Genomic DNA, 23,508 nt, shown 5'->3' on the forward strand with positions numbered 1-23,508 from the left:
GGTTGTCTATATTGAGGGAGCCATGTTAGCCACCTTAAAATCTGATATTCGCGGCTCTATTGGTCTCTTTAGTGTCATTGTGATTGCCAATATCCTCGTTTGGGATTGGGCTCTTATTTCGTTTGGACAAAGCCCGACTTTATTTGCGATGGCATCTATGTCTTGGATGCTCGGTCTGCGGCATGCTTTAAGTCCAATACATATTGCCGTGATTGATAATGCTACCCGCAAACTCATGCAAAACCGTACCTCTATTCCAGTCAATGTCGGTACGTATTTTTCTCTGGGTCATTCGACGATGATCATCGCGATGACAATTAGCGTCAGTCTGCTACTTCGTCAATATCCTGCTATCACCCAGACAGCCCTTCATTTGGGACACTGCTTTGGCCACCTCATCTGTGGAATATTTCTTTTGGTTGTCGCCTCACTTAACGGTATCGCTCTAAAAAAAACGTGGGTGCAATATCAAGCGGTGAAATACGGTATCACCGCACCTTCACGACGTAATACACCATTACTGGCCTTTTATGCATTTTTCGACCGACACCTAAAAACCAGTAAACAAATGTATTTATTAGGCTTTTTATTTGGCATGTGTGCAATGACCACATCAGAGCTTAGTGTGATGTCAATTGCCACCACTACCGCCAACACCGGTATTTCATGGAGTAGCATGGTACTGTTGTCGGTACTGTTTACCATGGGAATGCTACTTGTTGACAGTATCAATAACATTGTCATCGGCAACGCTTATCGATGGACATTAGATAATCCTTTTTTAAAACTCTACTACAATACAGCGTTGACGGGGGCTTCAATGCTTATGGCAGTATATGTGGGCTTATTGTGCATAACACATGTCGTTACCCAATATTGGCCTCTGAGCCAGCCTTTAGCTGCAGATTTAGCACACATCAATCACGTCACTCAGCACTTTGGATTTTTGATGATTGTTATTATACTCGTGTTTTGGGCCATGGCATTTTGCCACTACCGTTGGCGCGGCTATCATCTAGCAGCTCATACACCTCAATAAGCCAAGAACACTTATTGAGGTGGTCAGAACTACCCCAAATATTACAACACCGATGCCCAAGCCGACTCAGGCAATAAATACACGCCCGATGAGTGTTGTGCTCCTGCGCCAACAATGTGACCAATACCCGCGGCCATAACCGCCAACGTAACATCAAACGCATTCAAACTATCGCCATACCCTGCGGTTAAATTAAACATTGAGCCGTTGGCAAGTAAATAAAGGGTTTTTCCATTCCAAGTATACGCGTTGACATAAGGCATTGGTTCACTCATGTGCGCTTCTGCTTGTAAATAGTCCACCGCAATTTCTTTGGCAACATGACCGACATTTAAAACAAACGCTCCCTGTTTCATTGCATCTAAATGGGGTTTATTAATCACATTTTCAGCCCCAGTTGCGGTGGCAAATACATCCCCGTATTGTACCGCGTCCTCTAAAGAAACAACTTGCCAGCCATCATACTGTGCTTGTAAAGCTCGGGCTGGATCGCACTCGACAATTTTAACTTGGCCGCCATAGGCACGCGCAGACGCGGCAGTCCCCTGTCCAACCAAGCCATAACCAATGACAACGACGACTTTTTCATGCAGTGTTAAATGTGTGGTTTGAAAAAAGGTATGCCATGCGGTCAACCCAACCATATGACGGTTATGCAACCCTTCTTTTACCGGTAAATCGTCCCAGTTAAAAATGGGATACTGCGGGCTCATATCACCTAACCGATTGATTCCCGACCCTGTGGCTTCTAGACCGGCAATAATATCGACAGCATGCTCGCTATGATGTAAGCGGGTCGTTAGATCCGCCCCCATTTCACATAGATGCGTCGGTTGCCATTCGAGAGCCTTATCAAACGATGCCTGCCACTCGCTTGCCGTCATATCACGCCAAGCATAACCTTGTGCACCTTTGTGTTTTAAATACTCGACAACCTCATTTTGTACAGTGGTTGGATTACATGTTGTTAGATAAATCGCCGCGCCTTTATCTAATAACCCAGCCACCAGCGGCGCCATTTTTAAATCAAGATGCATATTGCATGCAAGACGTACGTCACTTAAATCCGGCAGAGCGTGCAGCGCTGCACTCGTGCGAGGCATATGCAAAGAAGCCCAATTGAGCTCTGCGGTAAAATCCTGATACATATCATTCCCTAATACTATAGTAATATAAATTAATTCAGTAACTTACTATATAGAAAAGTCGATTCGACGCCTAGACTGTGTCTGCGTGAATCAACTTTAAACCGATATTTATCGCCGAATGCATAAGCGCTAGGATTTAAACACAGGGAGTTCCATCCCATCTTTGACTAAAAGTGGACGGACTTTATTAACCACAGTAGCTAAAGGACACAGCGTTCCGACAGCCGTCTCTTTACATCCTGGTAGCTGTAAATCTGCATGGAGCAACGGATGCTGACTGTCCAACATGGTTAAATTACGCCATTGATCCAAGCCTCGCGCCGCAAATCGTATGCGAACCCACTCTTGAGAATGGTTGGCTTGATGGAAACGTGCAAAGCTCAATGTTCCACCAGGAGGAATGTCGTTACTAGGATACCCTGCCAGCGACCATGAAAAACCAAGTAAGGTTTGCAGTTCTGCAATGTTTGAGTCATGCCCAACTAACATTACCAAATCGCGCTCTAAGCGTGTGTCTCCCGGCCAATTTGCATGCAGAGGCGTCTCAGAGGTCAACGCTGATAACACTTGGCGCATCAATAGAGACCCACTATGCGCCGCAAACTCAGGGGTGTCCAAAGCGTAGTTATATTGCGCCGCATGAATGGCCATCAATGCTTTGACCGCTTTAGCATCGACACCATGACCAAACCCAACCTGATCAATCGGTAAATTATCACTGTATTGTAAGCGGATGGTTTCACCTATCGTCGCGCCCAATTTCCCAGGACCGGTTAACTTAGGCTTACCCGTAGACTTAAACGCGACGCCCCACGGTTGATCCAAAAATTGGCAACTTTCGGGGGCGCACACTGTGTTTCTCAACAAAGCCACTTCCTCTTTATGGCGCTCTTGAGCTTCTGCTGGCGAGCCCATACGGGCGATAATTTGTTGACGCATTATCGCTTTATCCATATGCGCAGCATGTAAATGATACAGCTCAAATAGTGGACCATCTTTTCCTTGCACACTTAATGGCTCAACACCACAGCCTGGAAACATTCCATCCGCGATGGCTTTACCTGTGGCTTTAATACGTTGGTGTGGGCTGGTCCATAAAAATGTCTGTTCTGCGCCCGCACAATTGGCATGCACCGATAGTCCTTCACGCTCCCATTGCGCCAACTGATAACGCCCCTGCTGCCACATTCCCGTATAGCCATGCCCGGTAAGATGACCATCAGCGACACCAAAACGAGGCCAAGATCGACCAGTACCTTTATCAAGTTTTTCCGTATTGGTTTGTGGGCGCACCCCGTGACGGGTCACACTGACCACTTTATCTAACATGTAATCGCTCGCTTGCACGCTAGTCGCTACTGAGGTTATGCCCATCAATATCAAAGCCAACGATGTTTTATGTAAATGCCACATAATGATATTCCTAAATTTTATATTTCAAGCCAATTTCAATTTCAGTTTGGCGACGATCACTACTTTTACTTACTGATTCGTTAGTCAGTTCAATATAAGGTGCACATGCCTTAGCAATAGGATAAGAGAACGACACTTTCTGTTCATAATCATTTTTCGTATGATTAAATAATATGCTATCGCCTCGGTAATAAGAATATGTATAGCCAATCTCAATACGATACACTGTTGTCTTCAATCCAATATCATAACGCTGCTTTTTGCGTGTCGGCTTGTAGGCATAGTCAGATACTTCATAACGATAACGACTCGATAACTCAACACGTTTGAAGCCTTTATATTTAAGCTTAAGGTAGGGTTTATATTTGTAACTATCTTGCTTACGAGCCCATGAAAATCCCGGTTCTAAGATAAAAGCGTCTATAGCGGTGAATGGATAGCTCATCTTGAGTTTAGTTTCATGCCAACGCTCATCATGAAACGCAATACCCGCATCACCATTATCTTCTTCATTTGGCTCAAATTTAAGCGCAGCAGACAACTTAGGCCCGCTCGCAAAATGATGGCTGACACCAATTTCATCCGTATGTCCTTTCGAGACATCTTCATATTTATGACTATAAGACAAACTCGTAGCATGTACGCCAAATGACCCTAGAATGCTGCCTAGTACCAGAGATAACGTCTGTGTTTTTTTCATCCTATTTCCTATCATTTATCTTTTCAATGCGGCGGTGTATCAATAAACCGCGGAGTTAATGACGCATACGGTGACTAATATGCGTTGTTAAGACGACAAGCGTCCGCCTAGCTGACCATTCAGCTTGGTGAATATCTTAAATAACCAGTCTCATTAATTTGTGATTCGAGACCTAACCGGCTCTAACGGTCTTGCGCCAAACAGGGGGCGCTTTGAATAATTGTTTTAAAGGTGGTTGGCTTACTCTATCCGGTAACAGCAATTGGTTAATCGCGCGAGCCATATCTTGTAATGGCTGAGCAAAGGTCGTTAATTGATATCCGCCCCAGCCCGCTTGTTCAATATCATCAAAACCGACAATACAAATATCTCGCGCAATGGTTAAGCCAAATTCATAACGCGCCACATCAATAAAGCCACATGCGACGAGATCCGTCACACAAAACACGCCATCGGGACGGTCTCGGCCAGCAAGCAATTGACGCGCCATCGCCGCCCCACCGTTATAAGAGGTGGAATCGCAGTAATGTACCTGACAGCGATGTCCTCCCTGTTGTGCAGCTTGTAAAAACTCTTGCTCACGCACGACAATACTGGGCGATTGCACGGCCGATGAAATTAACGCGATATGCTGACACTTGGCACGATCCAGCATAAAAAATGCGTCATTCATAGTCGTACTGTAATCAATGCCAATATGATCAGCCCCGGCAAACTCTCCTAGACGGTTAACCAAAATAACCTGCTGACCACTTTGCAAGCAGCTCTCAACTAAAGAAGCTTCCGGTGCTCCTGATAACACCACAGTCGCTGCTGCACGGTAGTTTAACGTCTGCTTAAGCGCTTGGTTGGCACAGACGGCTCCACCCGCCGTATTGATCACCATTACTGCCCGTTGTGCTTGCTGAAGTTGTTGGGTGAGTTGATCTAATAGGCTGGCTTGATAAGGTTGAGCCAATTTACCGCCAAGAATACAAATAGGTCGACTTTCTTCTTTCGAGAGTCCTCTTGCCAACATATTCACGTGATAATTCAACGCTTCTGCAGCTGCCATTACTTTACGACGCGTCTCTGCAGATACACTGCAACCAGGTGTAAAAGTTCGCGAGACCGCCGAGCGTGACACGCCCGCTCGGCGTGCCACATCATTGGCAGTGGCTACCGGTATGGCTTTTCCATCCCACATATCGTTAGGCTTCCTTGCGTTGGTAGTCAACATGAGATTGACGCTGGCTGACATCAACGGCATGGTGCATAGCAATTGCTCGTTCACCCAATACAATCAAATCCGGTTTCGGCGTTTCATACCATTCATCTGGATGTAATTGGCGTTTGTCACGAATATGGTCAATCGCGGCTTGTAAAGTCGGAAATTGCTCAGGACACTCTAGATGTAAAAAAACCGCGACAACAATAACGGAGCGACTGCGCCCACCACGGCAATGCACCAAAACATGGCCATGTTCATGATGACGATAAGAAGGCTTATTAGGTAATTGTTGCAAAAGTGCAGCCCGTAACATCTGATAACCCACATATACTTGCTCCGGCGTGTTACCGGGTCCATCAATCAGACCTAATTTGTAGTAGCGCACCGCACCAGCCCCGTGCATTACTAATTGTGAATGCATGTTATTACTCGGTGCGACTACCCAATCTATATCTAAATTGACCGCGCAGTTCAGTACCGTTTTAATGCCATATTCAGCAAGTAAAGAGACATTTGTCGCACCGGTTGCTCCGCCAATATAAATATCGGTGTTCCAGCGTGGTAACTTCTGGCATATCAAACTGATTTCGGGACGAGGATACTTTACAGTGTCATTGTTCACTGCTGTTGATGGCGTATCCTCAATTAAAGGGATATGACTAAGCGTCGATAACATCGGCGCAAAACGTATCGAGCCAGCCAAGACGCTACCACCAGTGAAAATATCCGCAACACTATGTGGATACGCACCCGTTTGTCCTTGCGCCTCACGTACCATCAACAACCCGGCTAAACAATCCCACGCATTCATATGTAATTCGACATACCCGTCAATACGCCCCTCTGCCACCCACGCGAGAGCGAGCGCTCCCGAGCCACCGCGGCGTACATTCGCTCCCAACTCCAGCATGGCAGACATCGTCGACATATAACGTGTTTGTGGTACCCGATTCGACCAGCCCAGTTCAAAAGTCGCCGCCTCAACCCGCTCTGTGGTTGATACAGACATCCGTTGATCATTTTTATAGGCATAGGCTTTGCGACGCGCTCTATACAATTCATGACTAGCTGGATTATAAATGGCGCCTAACTCAGTGACACCGTCACGAACAAACGCTATTGATACACAGAAATGTTCAATGCCACGTGCGAAGTTCGCAGTACCATCAATAGGGTCAATCACCCAAATCGCGTGATCGTCACCAGAGGTATGTCCCGATTCCTCGCCCAAGATTATATCGTGTGGAAACTGCGCACCAATCGCCTCACAAATGAAACGCTCAACCTCTCCATCCGCCTCAGTAAGATAATCTTGGTTACCTTTCAGCTGAAATTGACCAGCCGAGCGAGAATGAAAAAGCGCTAAAGCCAGTTCACCCGCCTGTTTAATGACGGTATTAAGTACTACTTCGCGTTGATCAAGATAATGATTCAAAAAACTGCCCTCATACAACTAGAATGCTTATGGATCAGGCTAACTTGTTGGTCCTGATATGTTTATCGGTGTGTTAAGAAGAAGCTAAACCTGGTTTATTACCTATAGCTGAGTGTCCAAAGATCTTGCCAATCTTGGCGGTGTTCCCAATCTGATTTAATGGTCTTCATATTGAAACCCATGAGTTGCTCACGATAGGCTTCGATACCCGAGGCTTCATTTTTAGGGACATGAACTTGGCGATTGGTCGACATTTTCCCATCCACTCCTTGCGGAGCGATGCCTTGCTGTGTAAGGACATAATGTATAAATAATTTCGCGGCCGCTTGATGATGAGAACCCGTTGCTATTACTCCTAAACTTGGGTATTTCCACCCCAGCACGGGTTGCACACCAGTACATAACCCAAGCTTCATGCCGTCTTTATTTTTACGAAATTTGGCGGTAGAAATCATACCGACGAAATCTTGTTTTGTATCCGGTGAGCCAATCGCGGCAGCAGAATCCGTATCAGAATGAGTCAGTAACGGGCGGTTATGCGCTAACTGTTTGACAAATTCGGCCATCGCACTGTCTTCATGAGTTTGCAGTGGCTGACCAAATTGCAGTTGATAAGCTTGACGGATCGCATCATCGTGATGCTCGGCCATTTGGTTAAACCAATCGGTATACGCGGGTTTACCGGTGGGATCTTGCATCGATACACGGCCTTTCCATTTCGGTAGGGTCAATTGCCATAAGTTAGTGATCGGGCATGTCTTATGATGAGCGGTGTTATAAGCCAATACATTTGGGGCTAACACCACAGCAAGAGGGTTCTGATAACGGGTGGCAATCGTTGACTTTAAATCCGTTGGCACATAATTGAACACGGCGTTTTGCTCAATTAACTGCATTGCCCCTGCCGGCGCATCTTCAACTAATGCCACATCGGCTCTTACATTATGTGCTTGAGCTTCATGGCTCATAATATCAATAATATGTGGTGCTTTCGCTTTAATGCCCGTCGCATCAATATGATATTTTTTACTGAATGCTTTCGCCTGTTGAACGATTTTTCCTGTTGAAGCATAAATGGTTAAGTGCCCCTCTTGCTGCGCTTTTGCAATTAAGGTTTGCCTATCTACTTGCGCAGCGTCAGCTTGGCTGGCTCCGAGCAGCGTCATTATTGCGAGCAGGCATTGGTGTGTTACTTTAAAAGTCATGATTCAATCCTTATCTGTTGCAATTATCTTAGTTTTTACATTTCGTTTATTGAGCGCGTCACTCAGCCAAATTGATAAATAGGGGCGGAACAGAAACTCGCCACGATTTCAGTGTTTTTTTGGTTAATTTGCTCAACGCTGACTGGCACTCGCTGCGACTGCGCATCAAAGAAGTGCAACTCCTGATGGGGTAATACACAATGTACGGTTTGCTGCGTGGAAAACTTGGGGAGACGGTTGATACAACTACGTAATTTCGCCGCGCCATATACCAACTCAACAATCCAATTACCACCGGTTGGAATAATGCTCTCAACCACCATAGGAAAGGAATCCATACTTGGCGTGGTAGTGAGATCAATCGCTTCAGGACGAATACCGCAGTAATTGCTGCGTGCATCGACTCCGACGACAGAATGAATATGAGCGACCAACGGCGAATCACGCTGATGCAGATCAATCATGTTCATTGGCGGATTACCGATAAACTCGGCAACAAACCGATTAACGGGACGTGAGTAAATCTCATTAGGTGTCCCCACTTGTTGCAACTGACCTTCATTCATCACCGCTATCCGGGTGGCCAGCGTCATCGCTTCCCATTGATCGTGACTGACAAATATGATGGTCGTCCCATAACTTTGATGCAGTCGCCGTAATTCATTGCGCATTTCTAAACGTAACGTGGCATCTAAATTTGAAAGTGGCTCATCTAGCAACAAAACTTTAGGGTTTACCGCCAACATCCTAGCTAGTGCAACTCTCTGTTGCTGACCTCCAGATAGCTGGGCGGGATACCGCTTAGCATAATCGCCAATCCGTAGTTTTTTCATCACCTCTTGTACGCGTTGCCGGCGTTCATCAGTCGGTACTTTTTTCAGCTTTAACCCAAATTCGACATTTTGCTCCACCGTCATATGAGGCCAAAGTGCGTAGCTTTGAAAGACCAAACCAATTTGACGCTGCTCCGGCGGGACAAAGCAGCCATCGACGACGTCATCGATTACCTTGTCATCTAAAGCGATGCGACCATCGCTGATTGGTTCAATACCGGCAATCATCCTCAAGATGGTGGTTTTTCCACATCCAGATGGGCCAAGTAAACATAAAAATTCGCCATCTTCGACCGTTAGATTGAGCTGATTCACCGCCGGTTTGGTATGGCTGCTATAGCGTTTGGTTAAGTTCTTTAAATGGATAGTTGGCATATTAGCTCTCCAATCCGGCTGATAATGAATTACCGGAGAATTTTTGAATGGCGACGGTGCCCGTCCAAGCGATTAACGCTATCATCAGGACAACGGCATTCGCGGCTTGATCGTAGTTATAGTCAATTAACCGTAACGAATAGGTCGTCAACACATCGGTTGCGGGGATAGCGAGAATAATGAACAGACTTACCCCTTTAATCCCGGAGATAAATGGAAGCAAAATTCCAGTAACGAGTGGGCCTTTTTGAATAGGAATAATAATACGCGTGATCCGTGTAAACCAACCTGCACCAGCCAGTTGGGCCGCCTCTTCCGGATCTTTACCTAGCTGCGTCATAGCAACAATTCCCGAACGACTCGCATAAGGCATTTTTTCGGCAATCAATGCGATAATCAGTAGCAGTGGTGTGCCATAGAGCGCGGGAATCGGACCATGAGATTGCGCAAATAATGATAAAACGGCGACAGCAAATGCAATACCGGGCACTAAATACGGTAAAAAGGTTATCTGGCGTAGAGCACTACCAAGCGGTTTAAACGAACAACGCATCACGGTATATCCAACCAATAACCCCAAGACACCGGATACCATTGATGCAATACCAACAATCACTATTGTATTACACACGGAATGCCAAAAGTCAGGGGTCAACAATATACCTTGCTTTAACGCTACCGTATCGAGGTGACGGCCTATCCAAAAATCTAAGGTAAAATTACTGAGTGTAAACCGACCAGGTAACACCATAATTGTTGATAAGAATAAAGTCGCTAATGGAATAAACACGCCTGCGGCAATAAAGCTCATTGGCAAAAGTGACGCGAGCCACCGCCACCGACCAAGACCAGAAACCCGTTCCATTCCGCCTTTTCCACCCACAGTGATAAACCGCTTTGCTTCACGCATCATTTTTAAATCAATCACTAACGTCAGCACTCCCATTAACATAATCACTAATGCAAGCACCGCTGCCACCCCACTCTGCCGTGAGCTTAATGCTCGATATAGCTGAGTGGAAAGCGTATCAAAATGTACAGGTAACCCAAGAATATATGGAATCGCAAATTCACCGATACAATCAGCAAAAATTAATAACGCTGCCGACATCAGTGCTGGTCGTATAATTGGCAGAATAATCGACCATGAAATGGTGCGGCGTGATGCCCCTAGAATACGAGCGCAATCTTCTAATTGACTATCAAACCGCTTAATGGCGTTACCGACAATTAATATCACCATCGGAGTAAAGTGTAAGGTTAAAATCACGATGGTAGGTACATAGCCGTATGCTAGCCAATTAGGTATATCAATCCCCATACCGCTAAACCAACCTGGCTGCCCACCAATCACATCATTTTTAAATAAGGTTTTCCACGCTAAAGCAAAGGTCCAAGAAGGTAACATGAAAGGCACTATCAGGGTGGTCATAAACCATTTTCGTCCTGCAATGTCGGTACGATTGACTAACCAAGCCAACGTAACCCCCAACATCAAACTCACTATCACAGTCGTTATCGCAATCACCAAAGTATGAAACATGGGTGTCCACAATAATAAGTTCGACATACGTGACCATAACGTGCGGATAAAATAATAACTGGTCCAAGATCCTTCAGCCGTGTGGGTGCGCGTTGCATCTCCAACCTGCACGATCCCTGCATTAAGTAAAATCGAAATAACCGGTGCGACAATCACATACGCGAAAAAGCAAACGAGTATTACGCCCATCCAATTCGCAGGCTCGCGATAGGCAAAAGCAACCGTGTGCTTAATCCTATAGCGAAGAGGGATAATACCAAGGCTATCACTCATACTATTATTCACCGCTATACTCCAAGTCAGTCTCTTTAAGGTTGAGCGGTTACGTTAAAAAATAGATATGACAATTACGTGATCGTTTTGCACATATGTGCAATAAGTTTTTATGACAGAAGTGTAAAGATAAAAACAGGAGAGAAATCAATGAGTGAATGGACAATCAACAACTGAGGCATAGAAGAAGGCACAATACCAACTAACTCATAAGTAGGAGTCGGCACAGTTTTATATCACTATTAAGTATTTACCCCATCAAACTGAGACTCTGATTGCGGTTGTGTGATTAATTAAGTTTGATACGTGCTTTCATTTAGCGCCAATGCGACAATTTCAGATAAGAGTTGCGGTTCGTGAATATAAAAACCTTGGGCATAATCGACACCCATATTATTTAAATGCTTTACGATTTCCTGACTAGAGGCGAACTCTGCAATAGTATGAAGACCGATAGTATGGGCAAAATCATTAATAGAGCTGACCATTGCATGAGAAAAATCATCATTAGCAATATCTTTAACGAACATTCCATCAATTTTAATGTAATCAAAAGGAAGCGATTTTAAGTACTGATAAGAAGATAATCCTGTTCCAAAATCATCTAAAGAAAATTTGTATCCGTCTTTTTTTAATGTTTGGATAAAGAGTTGCGTTTTCTCAATATTTTCAATTGCCGCTGTTTCTGTAATTTCAAACGTAATATTTCCCGGATTAACGCGATAACGATCGGCTAACTCCATAATAAATGTTGCTAACGTCATATCTGATAAAGATTGTCCTGAGAGATTAATGGAAATATTCATATTATCGACAACCATCGAAAATGCTTCCGTAATGACCCAACGATCAATTTTTGACATTATTCGAGAACGCTCTGCAACAGGAATAAACAAATTTGGTGGAATATTTGAGTTATCGCTCGCTTTCAACCGCAGCAATATCTCATAATGTTTATAATCTGAATGGCAATCTAATGATGAAATTTCTTGCCCAACAAGATAAAACTCACTCTCAGCAATCGCATTATTGATTATATTCAATAGACTAGTATCTTGTAAATAATTAGTATATTCTCTATCAAACGAATCAGTAATATGTATGCGCTCTTCATTATCAGCTTTTGCTAAACGACATGCCGAATCAACCGCATTCATTATTTGACTAACATTAGCATAAACACCTGAATCAACAGGTGCAATCCCGGCAGACAAACTCACATTGAGCACTTTCCCACTATGTACTAAGTTAATATTTTCGACTTTTCTCAAAATAACGTTAACGATATCTTTCGCTCGATTGAGTCGACAATTTTTTATTAATAATGCAAATTCATCGCCACCTATTCTAGCAACTTCATCAGTATCTTGAACCGAGCTAATTATAGCGGTTGTGACTCGTTTAAGAATTTCGTCACCAATTTCATGGCCAGCCATATCATTAACAAGCTTAAATCTATCTAAATCAATAAATACTAAAACAGATTGTTCATCAATATCATAACTTTCTAATTCGTTTTTTAGATATGCTTCAAAGCATTGGCGATTAAGTAATTGAGTTAAATAATCATGAGACGTGTCGTGTAGTAATATCGTTTCTTGAGTTCGGTCTTCAATAACAAATAATGTCCCTTGTAGCATTTTTTGACACGTAATAAATAATTGACGTTCATTTAACTGGTCACGACTTGGTAAAGAAAACGTATCACGCTTGCCTGTTAAAATCAGTTTCTCATACTTATCTAACACTATAGGAATAGTTGCCAGCGCATAGTCATATTTATGGTCAATAAAATCAGCGGGTAGTTTATTTTGGATCCCTAAAAACGCCAACGCGTTTGCATTAATAATTTCAATCTCTTGGTCATCAGAAATAACTAAAACACCAAAAGGTATTGCTGAGACAATGCTCGACAATTGCTGGCGTAACGTGGTTGCTTGATTAAGTAGGTGATTCATTATCTATCCCTAATAACAATTAACGTGGCATCATCATCGGGTGTAGCGGTTTGTTCGTATAACAAACAACACGCCCGTTCAAATCCCGTATCAGTATTTAATCGCGTATTTTCGGGAAGGCTAACACCATCAGTATGTAAAAAAATGGTGGTATCTGCCGAGCGTTCAATAGTGTGAACATGTATTTTCTTCGGTAAAATCATACCAATGCTGCCATCTTGTACCGGGAAGCTATTGCGTTTCACCGCTTGAATCTTTATTCCTATATCGCCAATACCACAAAACTCGATTACCTTAGGTAAAATCCGTAATAGACCCATTTGAACCGGATGTTTCGACTCATGGGTTTTCAGTGCTTCATGACAATATTTAACTATAATATCAAGATCTTGGTTATAATTGGCTCGGACTATTTCAAGTGCACAATCTGCAGCTTTAGAAGCGTCTACACCTTTTCCTACGCCATCAATAACACAAGCTAAAAGCTTAGTGGCTTGATATGACATTATAAGATAGCGATCACCATTGTAATGTTGACCAAGTGTAGGAAAAGACATTCCCATTTTATCTATCTTATGTTCAATGATCGGTAAAAAATGACGAAGTGTTATCATGGTCCCGGCTTCGCTCGTTTTATTAACGACAAATTCCTCAACACAGCGTTTAGCCGATCCTAACCCTTTGCCGATACTCGGTTCACAGTACGTACTAAACCCATCAACCATGGCTTGCTCTAAATTCGATATTCCCGGCCCGTAATCTTCAATCACCACCTCTATACCTTGATGATTTTCAATGGTTTTAATATACGCGATGCCTGGGAGTGCATACCTGACGACGTTGGTTGCGATTTCTGCAACGGCAATGGTTATCATACCAATATCAAACTCTGAAAATCCGATATCATGTGCAAGGTGACGTGCTTGCTGTGCCACATGATAGGCATCTTCTGGCTTATCAATATTGAGTTCGATCATTGCCACCTCCAAACGATTATTTAAGCTCGCGTATTCTCATCAATAGGAACAAGTTTCAAGCCAGTAAATTCATAAGAGTATAGCAATGCAGATTTTAAATCTCTCGTCACTTTGAACATGTCAAATTCAACACCTGCCGTTACCATCGTTCGTGCTAGGTTCCCTTTAATTCCGCAGAAAATAACTTTAACACCAACGAGTTCAAGTACTTTTCCTAAGCGTACTAAATGAGTCGCGACGGCCGTATCGATGGCATCCACGTTGGCAAGGTCAACAATAACTAATTTAGCGTTGTCAAGCTCGCAACGCTCCGTAATCTTATCGGTTATCTGCGCCATACGCCCAGAATCAATCGAACCGAAAAAACCGGTATACAAACAGCGATCGGAAATTTCACATACCATCATCGGCACTTCGCCAATGATATGTCTACGACTTATTGCTACATCTTGTGAAGCCATAATAAACTCTCTCTACTTTAACCGACGGTACACTTTGTATAAAAAGTATAGTGAGTTTTTAAAATAGCATCCCCAAATCCCCTACCACTTTAGGATAAATATATCTTTATTTTCATAAGCTTCAGTATAAAACTCTGATAAAACGATGGTTTGTAAAAACGCTATTAGAGCTAAATTACTAAAAATGAGTGGCAATTCAGAGCGCATGATATCGCCTAGTGGAAGAGAGCCAGTCACCAGACAATTGCTACCTATTTATATGGATAAATTGTGTGAATTGGAGACAGGATATTCATTATTCATTGGCTAGAGTGTAGATTTTTCTCGAGACTAAAAATACGGTGATAGCAGCATGTAGATCACAGGCTGCTTTCCAATTTAGTCCACTCCTGTCACGAGATCTACTGGAGTGCACTCACGGCACTTTCAATGGTGGGGAACTGAATTTTCATAATACACATTTGCGCCTTGCTAAACTCATGCTTTTGAATTAATTCAGTAATTTTTTCTAACGTATAAAAACGTTTTTGTGGTTCTAACTCAACCGTTCTACCTTTACTGGTACGTAAATAGTAACTTTTCCCGACACTATCAATAATACAATCATTTTGGCTCAAAATTAATGCTTCACACTCATCAAGCAAGGCTGTGTAAGAAGCAATAAATATTAACTCTGCATCACCTTCAAGTTTTAGTAAGCAAGGCCAAGTAACCATAGCTGATGTACTCCCATAATCTTATGTATAAAGTGACTAAATTAACGAATATTCCATCGCTTGATGCTCGATTCCCGCTTCGATAAAGCGTTCACCATAGCAGCTAAATCCCAATTTTTTATAAAAACCAATCGCGGAACATTGTGCTCCAAGATAGGCTCTAGCATAGCCTTTTTTCTTGGCCACGTTTATTAGAGAGCAGACGACCTTCATTCCCATACCACAGCCGCGGAAAGACGCGATAACAGCAACACGTCCAATGTGCCCATCGGCTAAAACTCGACCAGTAGCAACAGGCTGACCTTCAACAAAAATTAAAGAATGCTGCGCTCTATCATCAAGACCATCATGTTCAAGCGATGGCGCTATACCTTGCTCTTCGACAAACACGGTATCGCGAACCATACGTATCCATGGGGCATATTTATCATTAAAATCGGTCGTTAACATATGAAGGTTCATCATATTTCTCATTTCGAATGTTTACAGCATCATCATTAATTATTGATTTAATAATGAATATAGTCTGATGCATCGTCAAGGTATGATTTCAACCTCTTCATTATAATCAGAGGTCTATATTAGCGACGATAGCTCACTACTCTTTGCGTAAAAAAGCCCCAACTTTGGGGCTTTTTGTGGGTCATGATATATCTGACTATTTTGCTATACCTATACTTTGAACTTACCGACTAAATCATACATTTTATCAGATAAACGGCGGAATTCTTCGGCACTATCTAACTGCCCCTGCGCTTCATGCGTTAACTGATTCGCTATATCATTAATCTGGTTTGTATTGACGGTAATATCTTCACAGACACAAGATTGCTCTTCTGTTGCTGTCGCGATTTGAATCGACGTTCCTTTTATTTGATCAATAGCATGAGACAATCTACTCAAACTTTCGCTCGCCACATTGGCCTGTTCAACCGCACTGTCAGTCATCGTTTTACTGTTTTGCATGACACTTGCCGCTTGATGAGTCGTCGATTGTAGTTCTTGTATCATATTTTGAATTTCCTCCGTCGAAGAGGTCGTTTTTTGCGATAAGTTGCGTACTTCATCTGCCACCACTGCAAACCCACGCCCATGCTCTCCTGCGCGTGCTGCCTCAATTGCAGCGTTTAGTGCAAGTAAATTGGTCTGTTCAGCAATACCTTGAATTGTCGTTATAATAGCCGTGATATGTTGAGAATTATCATTCAGCTTACCTATAATTTCATTCGTATTACTGACCTCAGTTGCTAAGGTTTCTATTGACTCGCGAGTGCTCTCGACCACCACTTTACCATCATTACACGCTAACGCCCCTTCTTCAGCAACACTCGCTGCTTGCTCAGAATTAGAAGCAATTTCAGCAGTCGCTTTAGACATTTCACTGATCGCCTCAGTCACTAACGTCACTTTTTCTAATTGCTGCCGTGAGTCATCTTGCCATTGGTGCGCTTTCGTTGTGGTCGCTTCAGACATCACTTTTAACTGTGTACTCAAACTAACGACTTCGGTAATCAAGTTGGCAAGCTTATCGACAAAGCCATTGAAGGCTGTTGACAACTCACCCACTTCATCTTTTCCAGATGAATCTAACTTAACGGTTAAGTCCCCATGACCTTGAGAAATTTGCTGTAGAACACTGGTGACATTATTAATCTGTGATGTAATCGCCCGCGCTACATACACAGCCATAATAATAAATAGCAGCGCCAACGGAACCGTCACGGCAATAGTCACGTACATTTGTTTCTTAGCTGCCGCATAGACTTCGGCTTGGGGCACCATTGCGACAAAATGCCAGCCCAGTGCTTCAGAGGTAATCACCTGACCAAAATAATCGACGCCATCTCGAGTTGTTTCAAATAATCCACGCGGATTTTTATCAAGCAGATTAAAAAATGGGGTATCTACCTTACTCACCGGCTTAAACGTGTTATCGGGATGCAATGCATCCACTAGAATATTATTATTCTTCTCGATTAGTACAATAAAGCCTTTCTCTCCGATAGTAATATTTTTCACAATATCAGTGAGTTCATTTACCGACACATCGAAGCTCGTGACACCAATCGGCTTGCCTTGAGCATTTTTTAATGCTTGCGCGATCGCAATATACGTCGCATCGTCGCCAGCCCAGTAGTACGCATTGGTGATAACTGGTTCACCGTCTGCCGCCATCGCGGCTTTATACCAAGGCCTGACTCTCGGATCGAAGGGCTTGGTGAAGTTACTTCCTGGCCATTCAATATAACCACCATCTTCACGACCGGTATAGACATAAGCCAAATTTCGGTGAGATTTAGCAAAACTTTCAAATTTGTTCCATAAGTCGCTCGATTTTCCTTGTAGCGAATTCCAACCAGAAAAACTATCGACATATTCTTGCGACGAAAACTTTGGAGACTGTGGAATGTGTTCTTTATTTAAAGGGAGGGTTGCTAAGTATCCAATATTACGTTTGGCATTAGCAAAAAACATCGTAAATGCACGATCGACTTGAAGAATTTCTTTATAAGTGGCTTTCTTAAATTGTTCTTTGGCTACCGTCGTTGCTTCAAATATCGATAAAGACGCTAAAATACCAGCAGGTATAATCACAGCAACGCTAAAGGCAAGTATCAGTTTGGTTTTTATTTTCATACAAGTATACCAATTAAGTTAGCCATATTATTAAGCAGAAGGTTAAGCATAATGCATATCGCCTTATCACTTTAAACCTCTATAAAAATATGCAGAGTCGAGGATAATTTCCAATATTTACGCCCAGATAATGACCATATTAAAAAAATTACTCCGTTAGTATAGTTGTGAATGATGCATGCAACTTTCGATTTATCTATCATAGATCACAAACTTAGACACTTTTCGCACTCACTTTTAAACACTCCGTCACGCTTATCATTCTGAATGTCCAAATCTGCTCACAATTCATTATTATGCAACTGCATTATGCGTTTTGGGGAAAGAAAACCATCAAAAATAGCGAATTGAGTAACATAACCACATCTAGGTCATAAATTAACATTTCATTCTACGTATAAATTTTCAAATTCCTTCGCTTTCATCTACACTTAGCGCTGTTTTAGGCTGTTTAAAAAGGAGATAACGGTGAGCAGCGACCATAACAATGAAGAAAATGGTGGCATCCCGCGTCCTACAGGGAAAGCCAACCCAATCGATACCGATTATACTGTAGGACAAGATAATGTTGTATTATCCGTAGGTCCCTTTGGTTTAGATATACATAACCGTGTATTTGCCATTTCTGGCTTAGCCATTGTGCTATTTGTCGTAGCAACGTTGGCTTTCAGAGAACAAGTTGAACCTTTGTTTGAAACAATTAAATCCACTATGGTTTCAACATTCGATTGGTTCTTCTTATTATCAGGAGATTTCTTTGTCTTCGCATGTATAGCCATTGCACTCTCGCCTTTAGGCCGAGTACGAATTGGCGGTACTGATGCGACACCGGATTACTCGTACTCCGGATGGTTAGCTATGCTATTTGCCGCAGGTATGGGGATTGGATTAGTGTTCTTCGGTGTGTCAGAACCCATGTCCCATTTCAGTACAGCACTTGGCGGTACGGCAATGGAAAATGGTGTGCGTACAGACTGGGCTCCGCTTGGCGGCGCTCTTAACGATCCTGAATTGGCTCGTAAACTCGGGATGGCCTCCACTATTTATCACTGGGCTCTCCACCCATGGGCTTTATATTCTTTGTTAGCGTTAGGCTTAGCCATATTTTCGTTTAACAAGGGATTGCCACTGACTATGCGTTCAATCTTTTATCCATTATTTGGTGAGCGTGTTTGGGGATGGACTGGCCATATCATCGATATTTTAGCGGTTGTTGCAACCGTATTTGGTCTTGCGACTTCGTTAGGATATGGCGCGCAACAAGCTGCAACAGGATTAAACTTCTTATTTGGTATCCCATTAACTGACACCACAAAAGTTGTGCTAATCGTGTGCATCACAGCTCTAGCCTTAGGGTCGGTATTAGCTGGGTTAGATAGCGGCGTAAAACGCTTGTCGGAAATCAACATGGTCGTCGCCGGCGTCTTACTTACCTTTATTGTATTTGCTGGGCCAACTCTGCAAATTCTAGAAGGCTTTTTTAGTAATTTAGTCGGTTATATTGAATATTTCCCACAACTGTCGATGCCATTTGGCCGTGAAGATGTGAATTACTCACAAGGCTGGACAGCATTTTATTGGGCTTGGTGGATATCTTGGTCACCATTTGTTGGTATGTTCATCGCGCGAGTCTCTCGTGGACGTTCAGTTCGTGAATTTATCATTTGTGTCATGTTAGTCCCATCGCTGGTATGTGTGTTCTGGATGACTGCGTTTGGTGGCACGGCTATCGACCAGTTCGTTAATCATGGGTACGATGCCGTAAAAAATGCTGAACTGTCACTAAAGCTGTTTAAAATGTTGGAAGTGATGCCGTGGCACTCTATTACATCATTTGTTGGAATTGTCTTGGTGATTGTCTTCTTTATTACATCGTCCGATTCAGGCTCATTGGTTATTGATACCATTGCCGCAGGCGGTAAAGTGGAGTCTCCAACCGCACAACGTGTTTTCTGGTGTAGTTTTGAAGGTTTGGTAGCGATTGCCTTGATGTTAGGTGGGGGCTTGGCTTCTGCTCAAGCAATGGCGATTGCAACAGGCTTGCCATTTACCGTGGTATTGTTGGTAGCGACGGTATCATTAGTCAAAGGCTTGATGTCTGAACCTCGTCCTAAAAAACTGAAGAAGACAAAAAGTATCTAGTTGACTTAACTTGTTGAAAAAAAACTTTCAATTTAAAGGCCTCACTACGAGGCCTTTTTTTTGAAACAAGTGATGCGTACGTCCATGCACTCGTTGTTTTGCAGACGATATATAACGATGGCATTTTGAACCATAGCGTTGTTTATGCTAAGATTTAGACAATTACATTACAAAGGAGATACATTTTGGGTTCACGAGCGAGCTTCTCACTCAGTTCCATCAAAAACAATTTAAGGCACATAATTCGCTCTACGCATATTGATATTCGTTCCTGACATAACTTACTAAATTTTGTTTCGTCTTAGGCGATTCATCTCGAGTAGAGTTTTTGGATATGTCAGTTTCGTTTTAAGCACCTTTCAAATCCAGACACAATCTACTCCTAGAAAAATGAAAGGAGTCAGTCATGTCTGCAATATCAAATTACAAAACACAATTTATTTTAATGATTTTCAGCGCAGCGACGCTGAGCGGCATTTTACTAGGGTTTGATACCAAGGTAATGTCAACGATCATCACGTCGGTTTCTAGTCAATTTCAATTGAGTCCTGCCAGCCTATCTTGGGCTATGATAAACATCGGCTTTGGCGCTATCGCAGGCGCATTCGGAGCCAGTTGGTTAGCGGCGCGTTTGGGACGAAAAAGTACGATGCTACTAGCAAGTGTGCTTTTCTTAGTTTCATCCCTTGGCTCTTCACACGCCGACACCTTCTCTTGGTTTGTCTTTTTTAGAATTGCCAGTGCGATGTCAATCGGTCTTATCACCGTTGTCTTCCCTCTTTATATTAGTGAGGTAATTCCAAGAGACGAACATGGAAAGCTCAATTGGTTACAGAGCGGTACACTTGTTATGGCGTTGATGGGTATGTTCATCGTCGGTTTTTTTCTTAGCCAACACATATCGATTCCATCACAACCTTGGGCAACACTACTTCGTTTCGAACTTTACCCGTGTCTACTGTTTGCTAGCGTTGTTTTATTCATGCCCGACTCTCCACGTTGGTTAGTAATGGTACAACGTCAAAACGATGCATTTTTAACGCTAGAAAAAATGGTCGATGTTCACTATGCCCAACTAATGCTCGTTGATATTGAAGCCTCGCTTAAAGAACGGGATTTAGTCACTAAAGAGCCAGTATCGATGCTAACCCTTATGAAACAATCGTATTTTTGGGCTTTTACTCTTTTTGGTGTCACTATTGCATTAATTCAGCAACTTATCGGCACACATGATTGGAGTATATTGATATCCACTTCGCTCACACAATGGTTTGGCTATACTGACACCGTAATATTTATGGCGGTATGGTTCGCTGTGTTCCCGCTATCAAGCTATCTATCGTCACGTCAATATTAGCGCTGGATCTCATATTGGTTTTCACCCATGTGACCTAACGCTGATATTGCACCAAAAGCATTCGTCACCTCACCATTTAGATGAGAATATCATGGCTAATGAATTAGACATGATATGTGACGAGGTAGTAATGGATCATTTAAAAGTACAACCGCAAGAAGGCATGTGGACGCGTATGTTTCATTTGCTCGCTCAAGCAGGACAGGCTTCACAACCTTTTGAAGGCAGTGAAGTGTTGATCGAAACATATCATGATGGCGACGATGCTTATCACTCTCTCTTTAAACAAGATATACCAGAGAAATAGTGTTCTTGCATTGTTCTTGGATTAAATAAAGGCACCATATTGGTGCCTTTATTGTTTGTATCTATTATTTACTTTATCTATTTTGCGACTTATTTAAATATTAACATGTCGATACATCCACATGCTCTAGAGAAGCATGCTCACGTGTTTGTTTTGTATCTTCAGTATTTTGGTGTAACTTCGCTTTTGCTCGAAAAGCCAAGCTTTCCATACTTGTTCCCTGCAATTTCAATAATTGCTGAAACGTCGGATAGAGCTCACCGAGTGTTTCGCTCAACCTCTCATCAACTGCTTTTAACGCCTTTGAACTAAGGCGCTCGATTTCAATATTAACTTGATCACCAACAAACTTCATATTCAAAACTTGGGTATTATTTGTGGTCGCAGCAATACTGACAGTCATGACTCGCGCACAGTTATCTATTTCACACACGATGCCTTTAATACCATTAACGGCTAAGTATGTATCTACTCGTAATTTATTTAACCAATCATGTTCAACAGGCACAGATAACTCTATGAGTACCTGCTCGTTATCACTGACCATTGAACGAATATGACTTTGAAAATCTATTCTGCCACACACTGCGCGAGAGTTTTCAAACGACGCCGCTATATCCACGAGAAATACATGAACAAAAGAAGCCACGGTAAGATTAGATAATGTTGAAAGGCTTAACGCCTGATCAAATTGACAATAAAACACATCACCAGAGCAACGAGACACTGAAAGCTTCATTCCATCAACAATAACATGCGCACCAACATTAAATTGAGCACACAATGATTGATGTACCTGAATACCCAATTCAATCACCGATGAATGTCGTTCAACAGCCACGACCTTTCCCATCGAACGTGCAAAATTTGTAAACATAACATCTGGTTCCTAATAAACTTATAATGTTAGGTACTCTTATGCGAACGCTAAGGAATTTCCTGATGCCATCAGCGGAGATGCATGGATATTTCAGAGTACAGACAGTCTTTATCATAATGATTATATGGAAAAAAGTGCTTGGAGAATACTAATATTCCAAAAATAATCAACACCGGACAAGTGGCCGATGCTGAAAACAAGATAGTAGAGTAATCATATCACCATACGATGACAATGAATCCGTGTATCATCGACTAGTAGAGGCTAATTGGTTAGATGGGTTACTTACTAAATGATGTTGAAATAAAGGAGGTAAAGATTCAGCTTGTGCAACTGGCATAGCATCAAGCGAAGTATCTTTAGGAATAGACAGATTATGCTGCTCTGCAACTTTGCGAACTGCCGCCATATCAACTTTATCCCCTTGCTGATGCGCTTTAAGCAGTTCTATCTCATCTGGGGTTAATTGCACTGATTTCCCACCGGGTAAATAAATGGTGCCATTAGAAAAGTCGACAGCAAATGCCACAATACCAGGTATAAAGAAAAATAATAAGCCGATTGCATCTAGAGCGACGACCCCTAAATCTATACGCCCATCGATCTGACCTTTACGTTCTGGATAGATTATCGTACCGCATCCAACAACATTCGCAATAAAAATGGCACTCATTACTATTGTTAACGTTTTTTTCATCATAGCTCCTCCATAAAGTTGTCTTTATAGTTTAGTCAGTTGATAGCCAAATACGTTACCTTGCTGTTAATTTATGATCAATCGAACACTAGAATAATTCAATTCACCACAAGCGATGATGTATATTCCGTTATAGGAAAGGATAAATGATATAACCGACTTAATAAGTGGCTATAAAAGCGAATTAAAGACAAAACGAAAA

General features: G+C 42.5%; 20 protein-coding genes. 4 read left to right on the forward strand and 16 right to left on the reverse strand.

Annotated elements, in window-relative coordinates; genetic code table 11:
- Positions 1-22 precede the first annotated feature (22 nt).
- Entirely contained in the window at positions 23-1,039 is a 1,017-nt protein-coding gene (locus tag OCU30_RS06660) for a HoxN/HupN/NixA family nickel/cobalt transporter (RefSeq protein ID WP_077312896.1), read from the forward strand.
- 41 nt (positions 1,040-1,080) lie between these two features.
- On the opposite strand, the gene OCU30_RS06665 is transcribed toward OCU30_RS06660, so the two are convergent.
- From OCU30_RS06665 to OCU30_RS06730, 14 genes are all read right to left on the reverse strand, one after another.
- Positions 1,081-2,187, reverse strand: a complete 1,107-nt coding sequence (locus OCU30_RS06665) for an adenosylhomocysteinase (protein WP_077312894.1) — start codon at positions 2,185-2,187, stop codon at positions 1,081-1,083.
- A gap of 129 nt (positions 2,188-2,316) precedes the next feature.
- Entirely contained in the window at positions 2,317-3,600 is a 1,284-nt protein-coding gene (locus OCU30_RS06670; RefSeq protein ID WP_077312892.1) for a histidine-type phosphatase, read from the reverse strand.
- Between the two features lie 10 nt (positions 3,601-3,610).
- Positions 3,611-4,300 carry an oligogalacturonate-specific porin KdgM family protein gene (locus OCU30_RS06675; RefSeq protein WP_159439101.1) on the reverse strand — a complete coding sequence of 230 codons (690 nt, stop codon included), beginning with the start codon at positions 4,298-4,300 and terminating at the stop codon, positions 3,611-3,613.
- A 172-nt stretch (positions 4,301-4,472) separates the two neighbouring features.
- Positions 4,473-5,486, reverse strand: a complete 1,014-nt coding sequence (locus tag OCU30_RS06680; RefSeq protein WP_077312888.1) for a LacI family DNA-binding transcriptional regulator — start codon at positions 5,484-5,486, stop codon at positions 4,473-4,475.
- 4 nt (positions 5,487-5,490) lie between these two features.
- A complete protein-coding gene (locus OCU30_RS06685) occupies positions 5,491-6,945 on the reverse strand; it encodes an inositol monophosphatase family protein (protein WP_077312886.1) in 1,455 nt (484 codons plus the stop codon).
- Between the two features lie 98 nt (positions 6,946-7,043).
- Complete coding sequence (locus OCU30_RS06690; RefSeq protein ID WP_077312884.1) at positions 7,044-8,150, reverse strand: ABC transporter substrate-binding protein; 1,107 nt, start codon at positions 8,148-8,150, stop codon at positions 7,044-7,046.
- A gap of 62 nt (positions 8,151-8,212) precedes the next feature.
- Complete coding sequence (locus tag OCU30_RS06695) at positions 8,213-9,358, reverse strand: ABC transporter ATP-binding protein (RefSeq protein WP_077312882.1); 1,146 nt, start codon at positions 9,356-9,358, stop codon at positions 8,213-8,215.
- Between the two features lies 1 nt (position 9,359).
- Entirely contained in the window at positions 9,360-11,186 is a 1,827-nt protein-coding gene (locus OCU30_RS06700) for an ABC transporter permease (protein ID WP_205408774.1), read from the reverse strand.
- 281 nt (positions 11,187-11,467) lie between these two features.
- The gene (locus OCU30_RS06705) at positions 11,468-13,132 is read right to left on the reverse strand and encodes a putative bifunctional diguanylate cyclase/phosphodiesterase (RefSeq protein WP_077312879.1); all 1,665 of its coding nucleotides are present in this window, start codon (positions 13,130-13,132) and stop codon (positions 11,468-11,470) included.
- The gene (locus OCU30_RS06710; RefSeq protein WP_077312877.1) at positions 13,132-14,109 is read right to left on the reverse strand and encodes an ATP-binding protein; all 978 of its coding nucleotides are present in this window, start codon (positions 14,107-14,109) and stop codon (positions 13,132-13,134) included. The genes OCU30_RS06705 and OCU30_RS06710 overlap by 1 nt, the downstream gene beginning before the upstream one ends.
- Before the next feature lie 20 nt (positions 14,110-14,129).
- Positions 14,130-14,570, reverse strand: coding sequence for an STAS domain-containing protein (locus tag OCU30_RS06715; RefSeq protein WP_077312874.1), 441 nt, complete (start codon positions 14,568-14,570; stop codon positions 14,130-14,132).
- A 401-nt stretch (positions 14,571-14,971) separates the two neighbouring features.
- Positions 14,972-15,286 carry a DUF4144 family protein gene (locus OCU30_RS06720; RefSeq protein WP_077312872.1) on the reverse strand — a complete coding sequence of 105 codons (315 nt, stop codon included), beginning with the start codon at positions 15,284-15,286 and terminating at the stop codon, positions 14,972-14,974.
- Between the two features lie 36 nt (positions 15,287-15,322).
- Entirely contained in the window at positions 15,323-15,751 is a 429-nt protein-coding gene (locus OCU30_RS06725; RefSeq protein ID WP_095532883.1) for a GNAT family N-acetyltransferase, read from the reverse strand.
- Between the two features lie 207 nt (positions 15,752-15,958).
- Positions 15,959-17,923, reverse strand: coding sequence for a methyl-accepting chemotaxis protein (locus OCU30_RS06730; RefSeq protein ID WP_077312868.1), 1,965 nt, complete (start codon positions 17,921-17,923; stop codon positions 15,959-15,961).
- Positions 17,924-18,391: 468 nt separating this feature from the next.
- Here OCU30_RS06730 and OCU30_RS06735 point away from each other — a divergent pair, with 468 nt between their 5' ends.
- The 3 genes from OCU30_RS06735 (at position 18,392) to OCU30_RS06745 (ending at position 21,729) form a co-directional block, all read left to right on the forward strand.
- A complete protein-coding gene (locus OCU30_RS06735; protein WP_077312866.1) occupies positions 18,392-20,065 on the forward strand; it encodes a BCCT family transporter in 1,674 nt (557 codons plus the stop codon).
- Positions 20,066-20,471: 406 nt separating this feature from the next.
- Positions 20,472-21,422, forward strand: a complete 951-nt coding sequence (locus OCU30_RS06740; protein ID WP_077312864.1) for an MFS transporter — start codon at positions 20,472-20,474, stop codon at positions 21,420-21,422.
- Between the two features lie 91 nt (positions 21,423-21,513).
- Positions 21,514-21,729, forward strand: a complete 216-nt coding sequence (locus tag OCU30_RS06745; protein ID WP_077312862.1) for a hypothetical protein — start codon at positions 21,514-21,516, stop codon at positions 21,727-21,729.
- A gap of 100 nt (positions 21,730-21,829) precedes the next feature.
- On the opposite strand, the gene OCU30_RS06750 is transcribed toward OCU30_RS06745, so the two are convergent.
- Positions 21,830-22,606: a riboflavin synthase gene (locus OCU30_RS06750; RefSeq protein WP_077312860.1), complete on the reverse strand. Its 777-nt coding sequence runs from the start codon at positions 22,604-22,606 to the stop codon at positions 21,830-21,832.
- A 250-nt stretch (positions 22,607-22,856) separates the two neighbouring features.
- Positions 22,857-23,309, reverse strand: coding sequence for a hypothetical protein (locus OCU30_RS06755; RefSeq protein WP_205408773.1), 453 nt, complete (start codon positions 23,307-23,309; stop codon positions 22,857-22,859).
- Positions 23,310-23,508 lie beyond the last annotated feature (199 nt).

Origin of the sequence: Vibrio palustris, assembly GCF_024346995.1 — a bacterium.
Taxonomy (GTDB): domain Bacteria; phylum Pseudomonadota; class Gammaproteobacteria; order Enterobacterales; family Vibrionaceae; genus Vibrio; species Vibrio palustris.

What these genes read in the sequence shown, in the direction of transcription:
- OCU30_RS06725 (WP_095532883.1), bottom strand. Translation starts at nt 15,751, where the DNA reads ATGATGAACCTTCATATGTTAACGACCGATTTTAATGATAAATATGCC.
- OCU30_RS06710 (WP_077312877.1), bottom strand. Translation starts at nt 14,109, where the DNA reads ATGATCGAACTCAATATTGATAAGCCAGAAGATGCCTATCATGTGGCA.
- OCU30_RS06670 (WP_077312892.1), bottom strand. Translation starts at nt 3,600, where the DNA reads ATGTGGCATTTACATAAAACATCGTTGGCTTTGATATTGATGGGCATA.
- OCU30_RS06745 (WP_077312862.1), top strand. Translation starts at nt 21,514, where the DNA reads ATGGCTAATGAATTAGACATGATATGTGACGAGGTAGTAATGGATCAT.
- OCU30_RS06750 (WP_077312860.1), bottom strand. Translation starts at nt 22,606, where the DNA reads ATGTTTACAAATTTTGCACGTTCGATGGGAAAGGTCGTGGCTGTTGAA.
- OCU30_RS06755 (WP_205408773.1), bottom strand. Translation starts at nt 23,309, where the DNA reads ATGATGAAAAAAACGTTAACAATAGTAATGAGTGCCATTTTTATTGCG.
- OCU30_RS06740 (WP_077312864.1), top strand. Translation starts at nt 20,472, where the DNA reads ATGTCTGCAATATCAAATTACAAAACACAATTTATTTTAATGATTTTC.
- OCU30_RS06720 (WP_077312872.1), bottom strand. Translation starts at nt 15,286, where the DNA reads ATGGTTACTTGGCCTTGCTTACTAAAACTTGAAGGTGATGCAGAGTTA.
- OCU30_RS06715 (WP_077312874.1), bottom strand. Translation starts at nt 14,570, where the DNA reads ATGGCTTCACAAGATGTAGCAATAAGTCGTAGACATATCATTGGCGAA.
- OCU30_RS06695 (WP_077312882.1), bottom strand. Translation starts at nt 9,358, where the DNA reads ATGCCAACTATCCATTTAAAGAACTTAACCAAACGCTATAGCAGCCAT.
- OCU30_RS06730 (WP_077312868.1), bottom strand. Translation starts at nt 17,923, where the DNA reads ATGAAAATAAAAACCAAACTGATACTTGCCTTTAGCGTTGCTGTGATT.
- OCU30_RS06705 (WP_077312879.1), bottom strand. Translation starts at nt 13,132, where the DNA reads ATGAATCACCTACTTAATCAAGCAACCACGTTACGCCAGCAATTGTCG.
- OCU30_RS06660 (WP_077312896.1), top strand. Translation starts at nt 23, where the DNA reads ATGTTAGCCACCTTAAAATCTGATATTCGCGGCTCTATTGGTCTCTTT.
- OCU30_RS06665 (WP_077312894.1), bottom strand. Translation starts at nt 2,187, where the DNA reads ATGTATCAGGATTTTACCGCAGAGCTCAATTGGGCTTCTTTGCATATG.
- OCU30_RS06675 (WP_159439101.1), bottom strand. Translation starts at nt 4,300, where the DNA reads ATGAAAAAAACACAGACGTTATCTCTGGTACTAGGCAGCATTCTAGGG.
- OCU30_RS06680 (WP_077312888.1), bottom strand. Translation starts at nt 5,486, where the DNA reads ATGTGGGATGGAAAAGCCATACCGGTAGCCACTGCCAATGATGTGGCA.
- OCU30_RS06690 (WP_077312884.1), bottom strand. Translation starts at nt 8,150, where the DNA reads ATGACTTTTAAAGTAACACACCAATGCCTGCTCGCAATAATGACGCTG.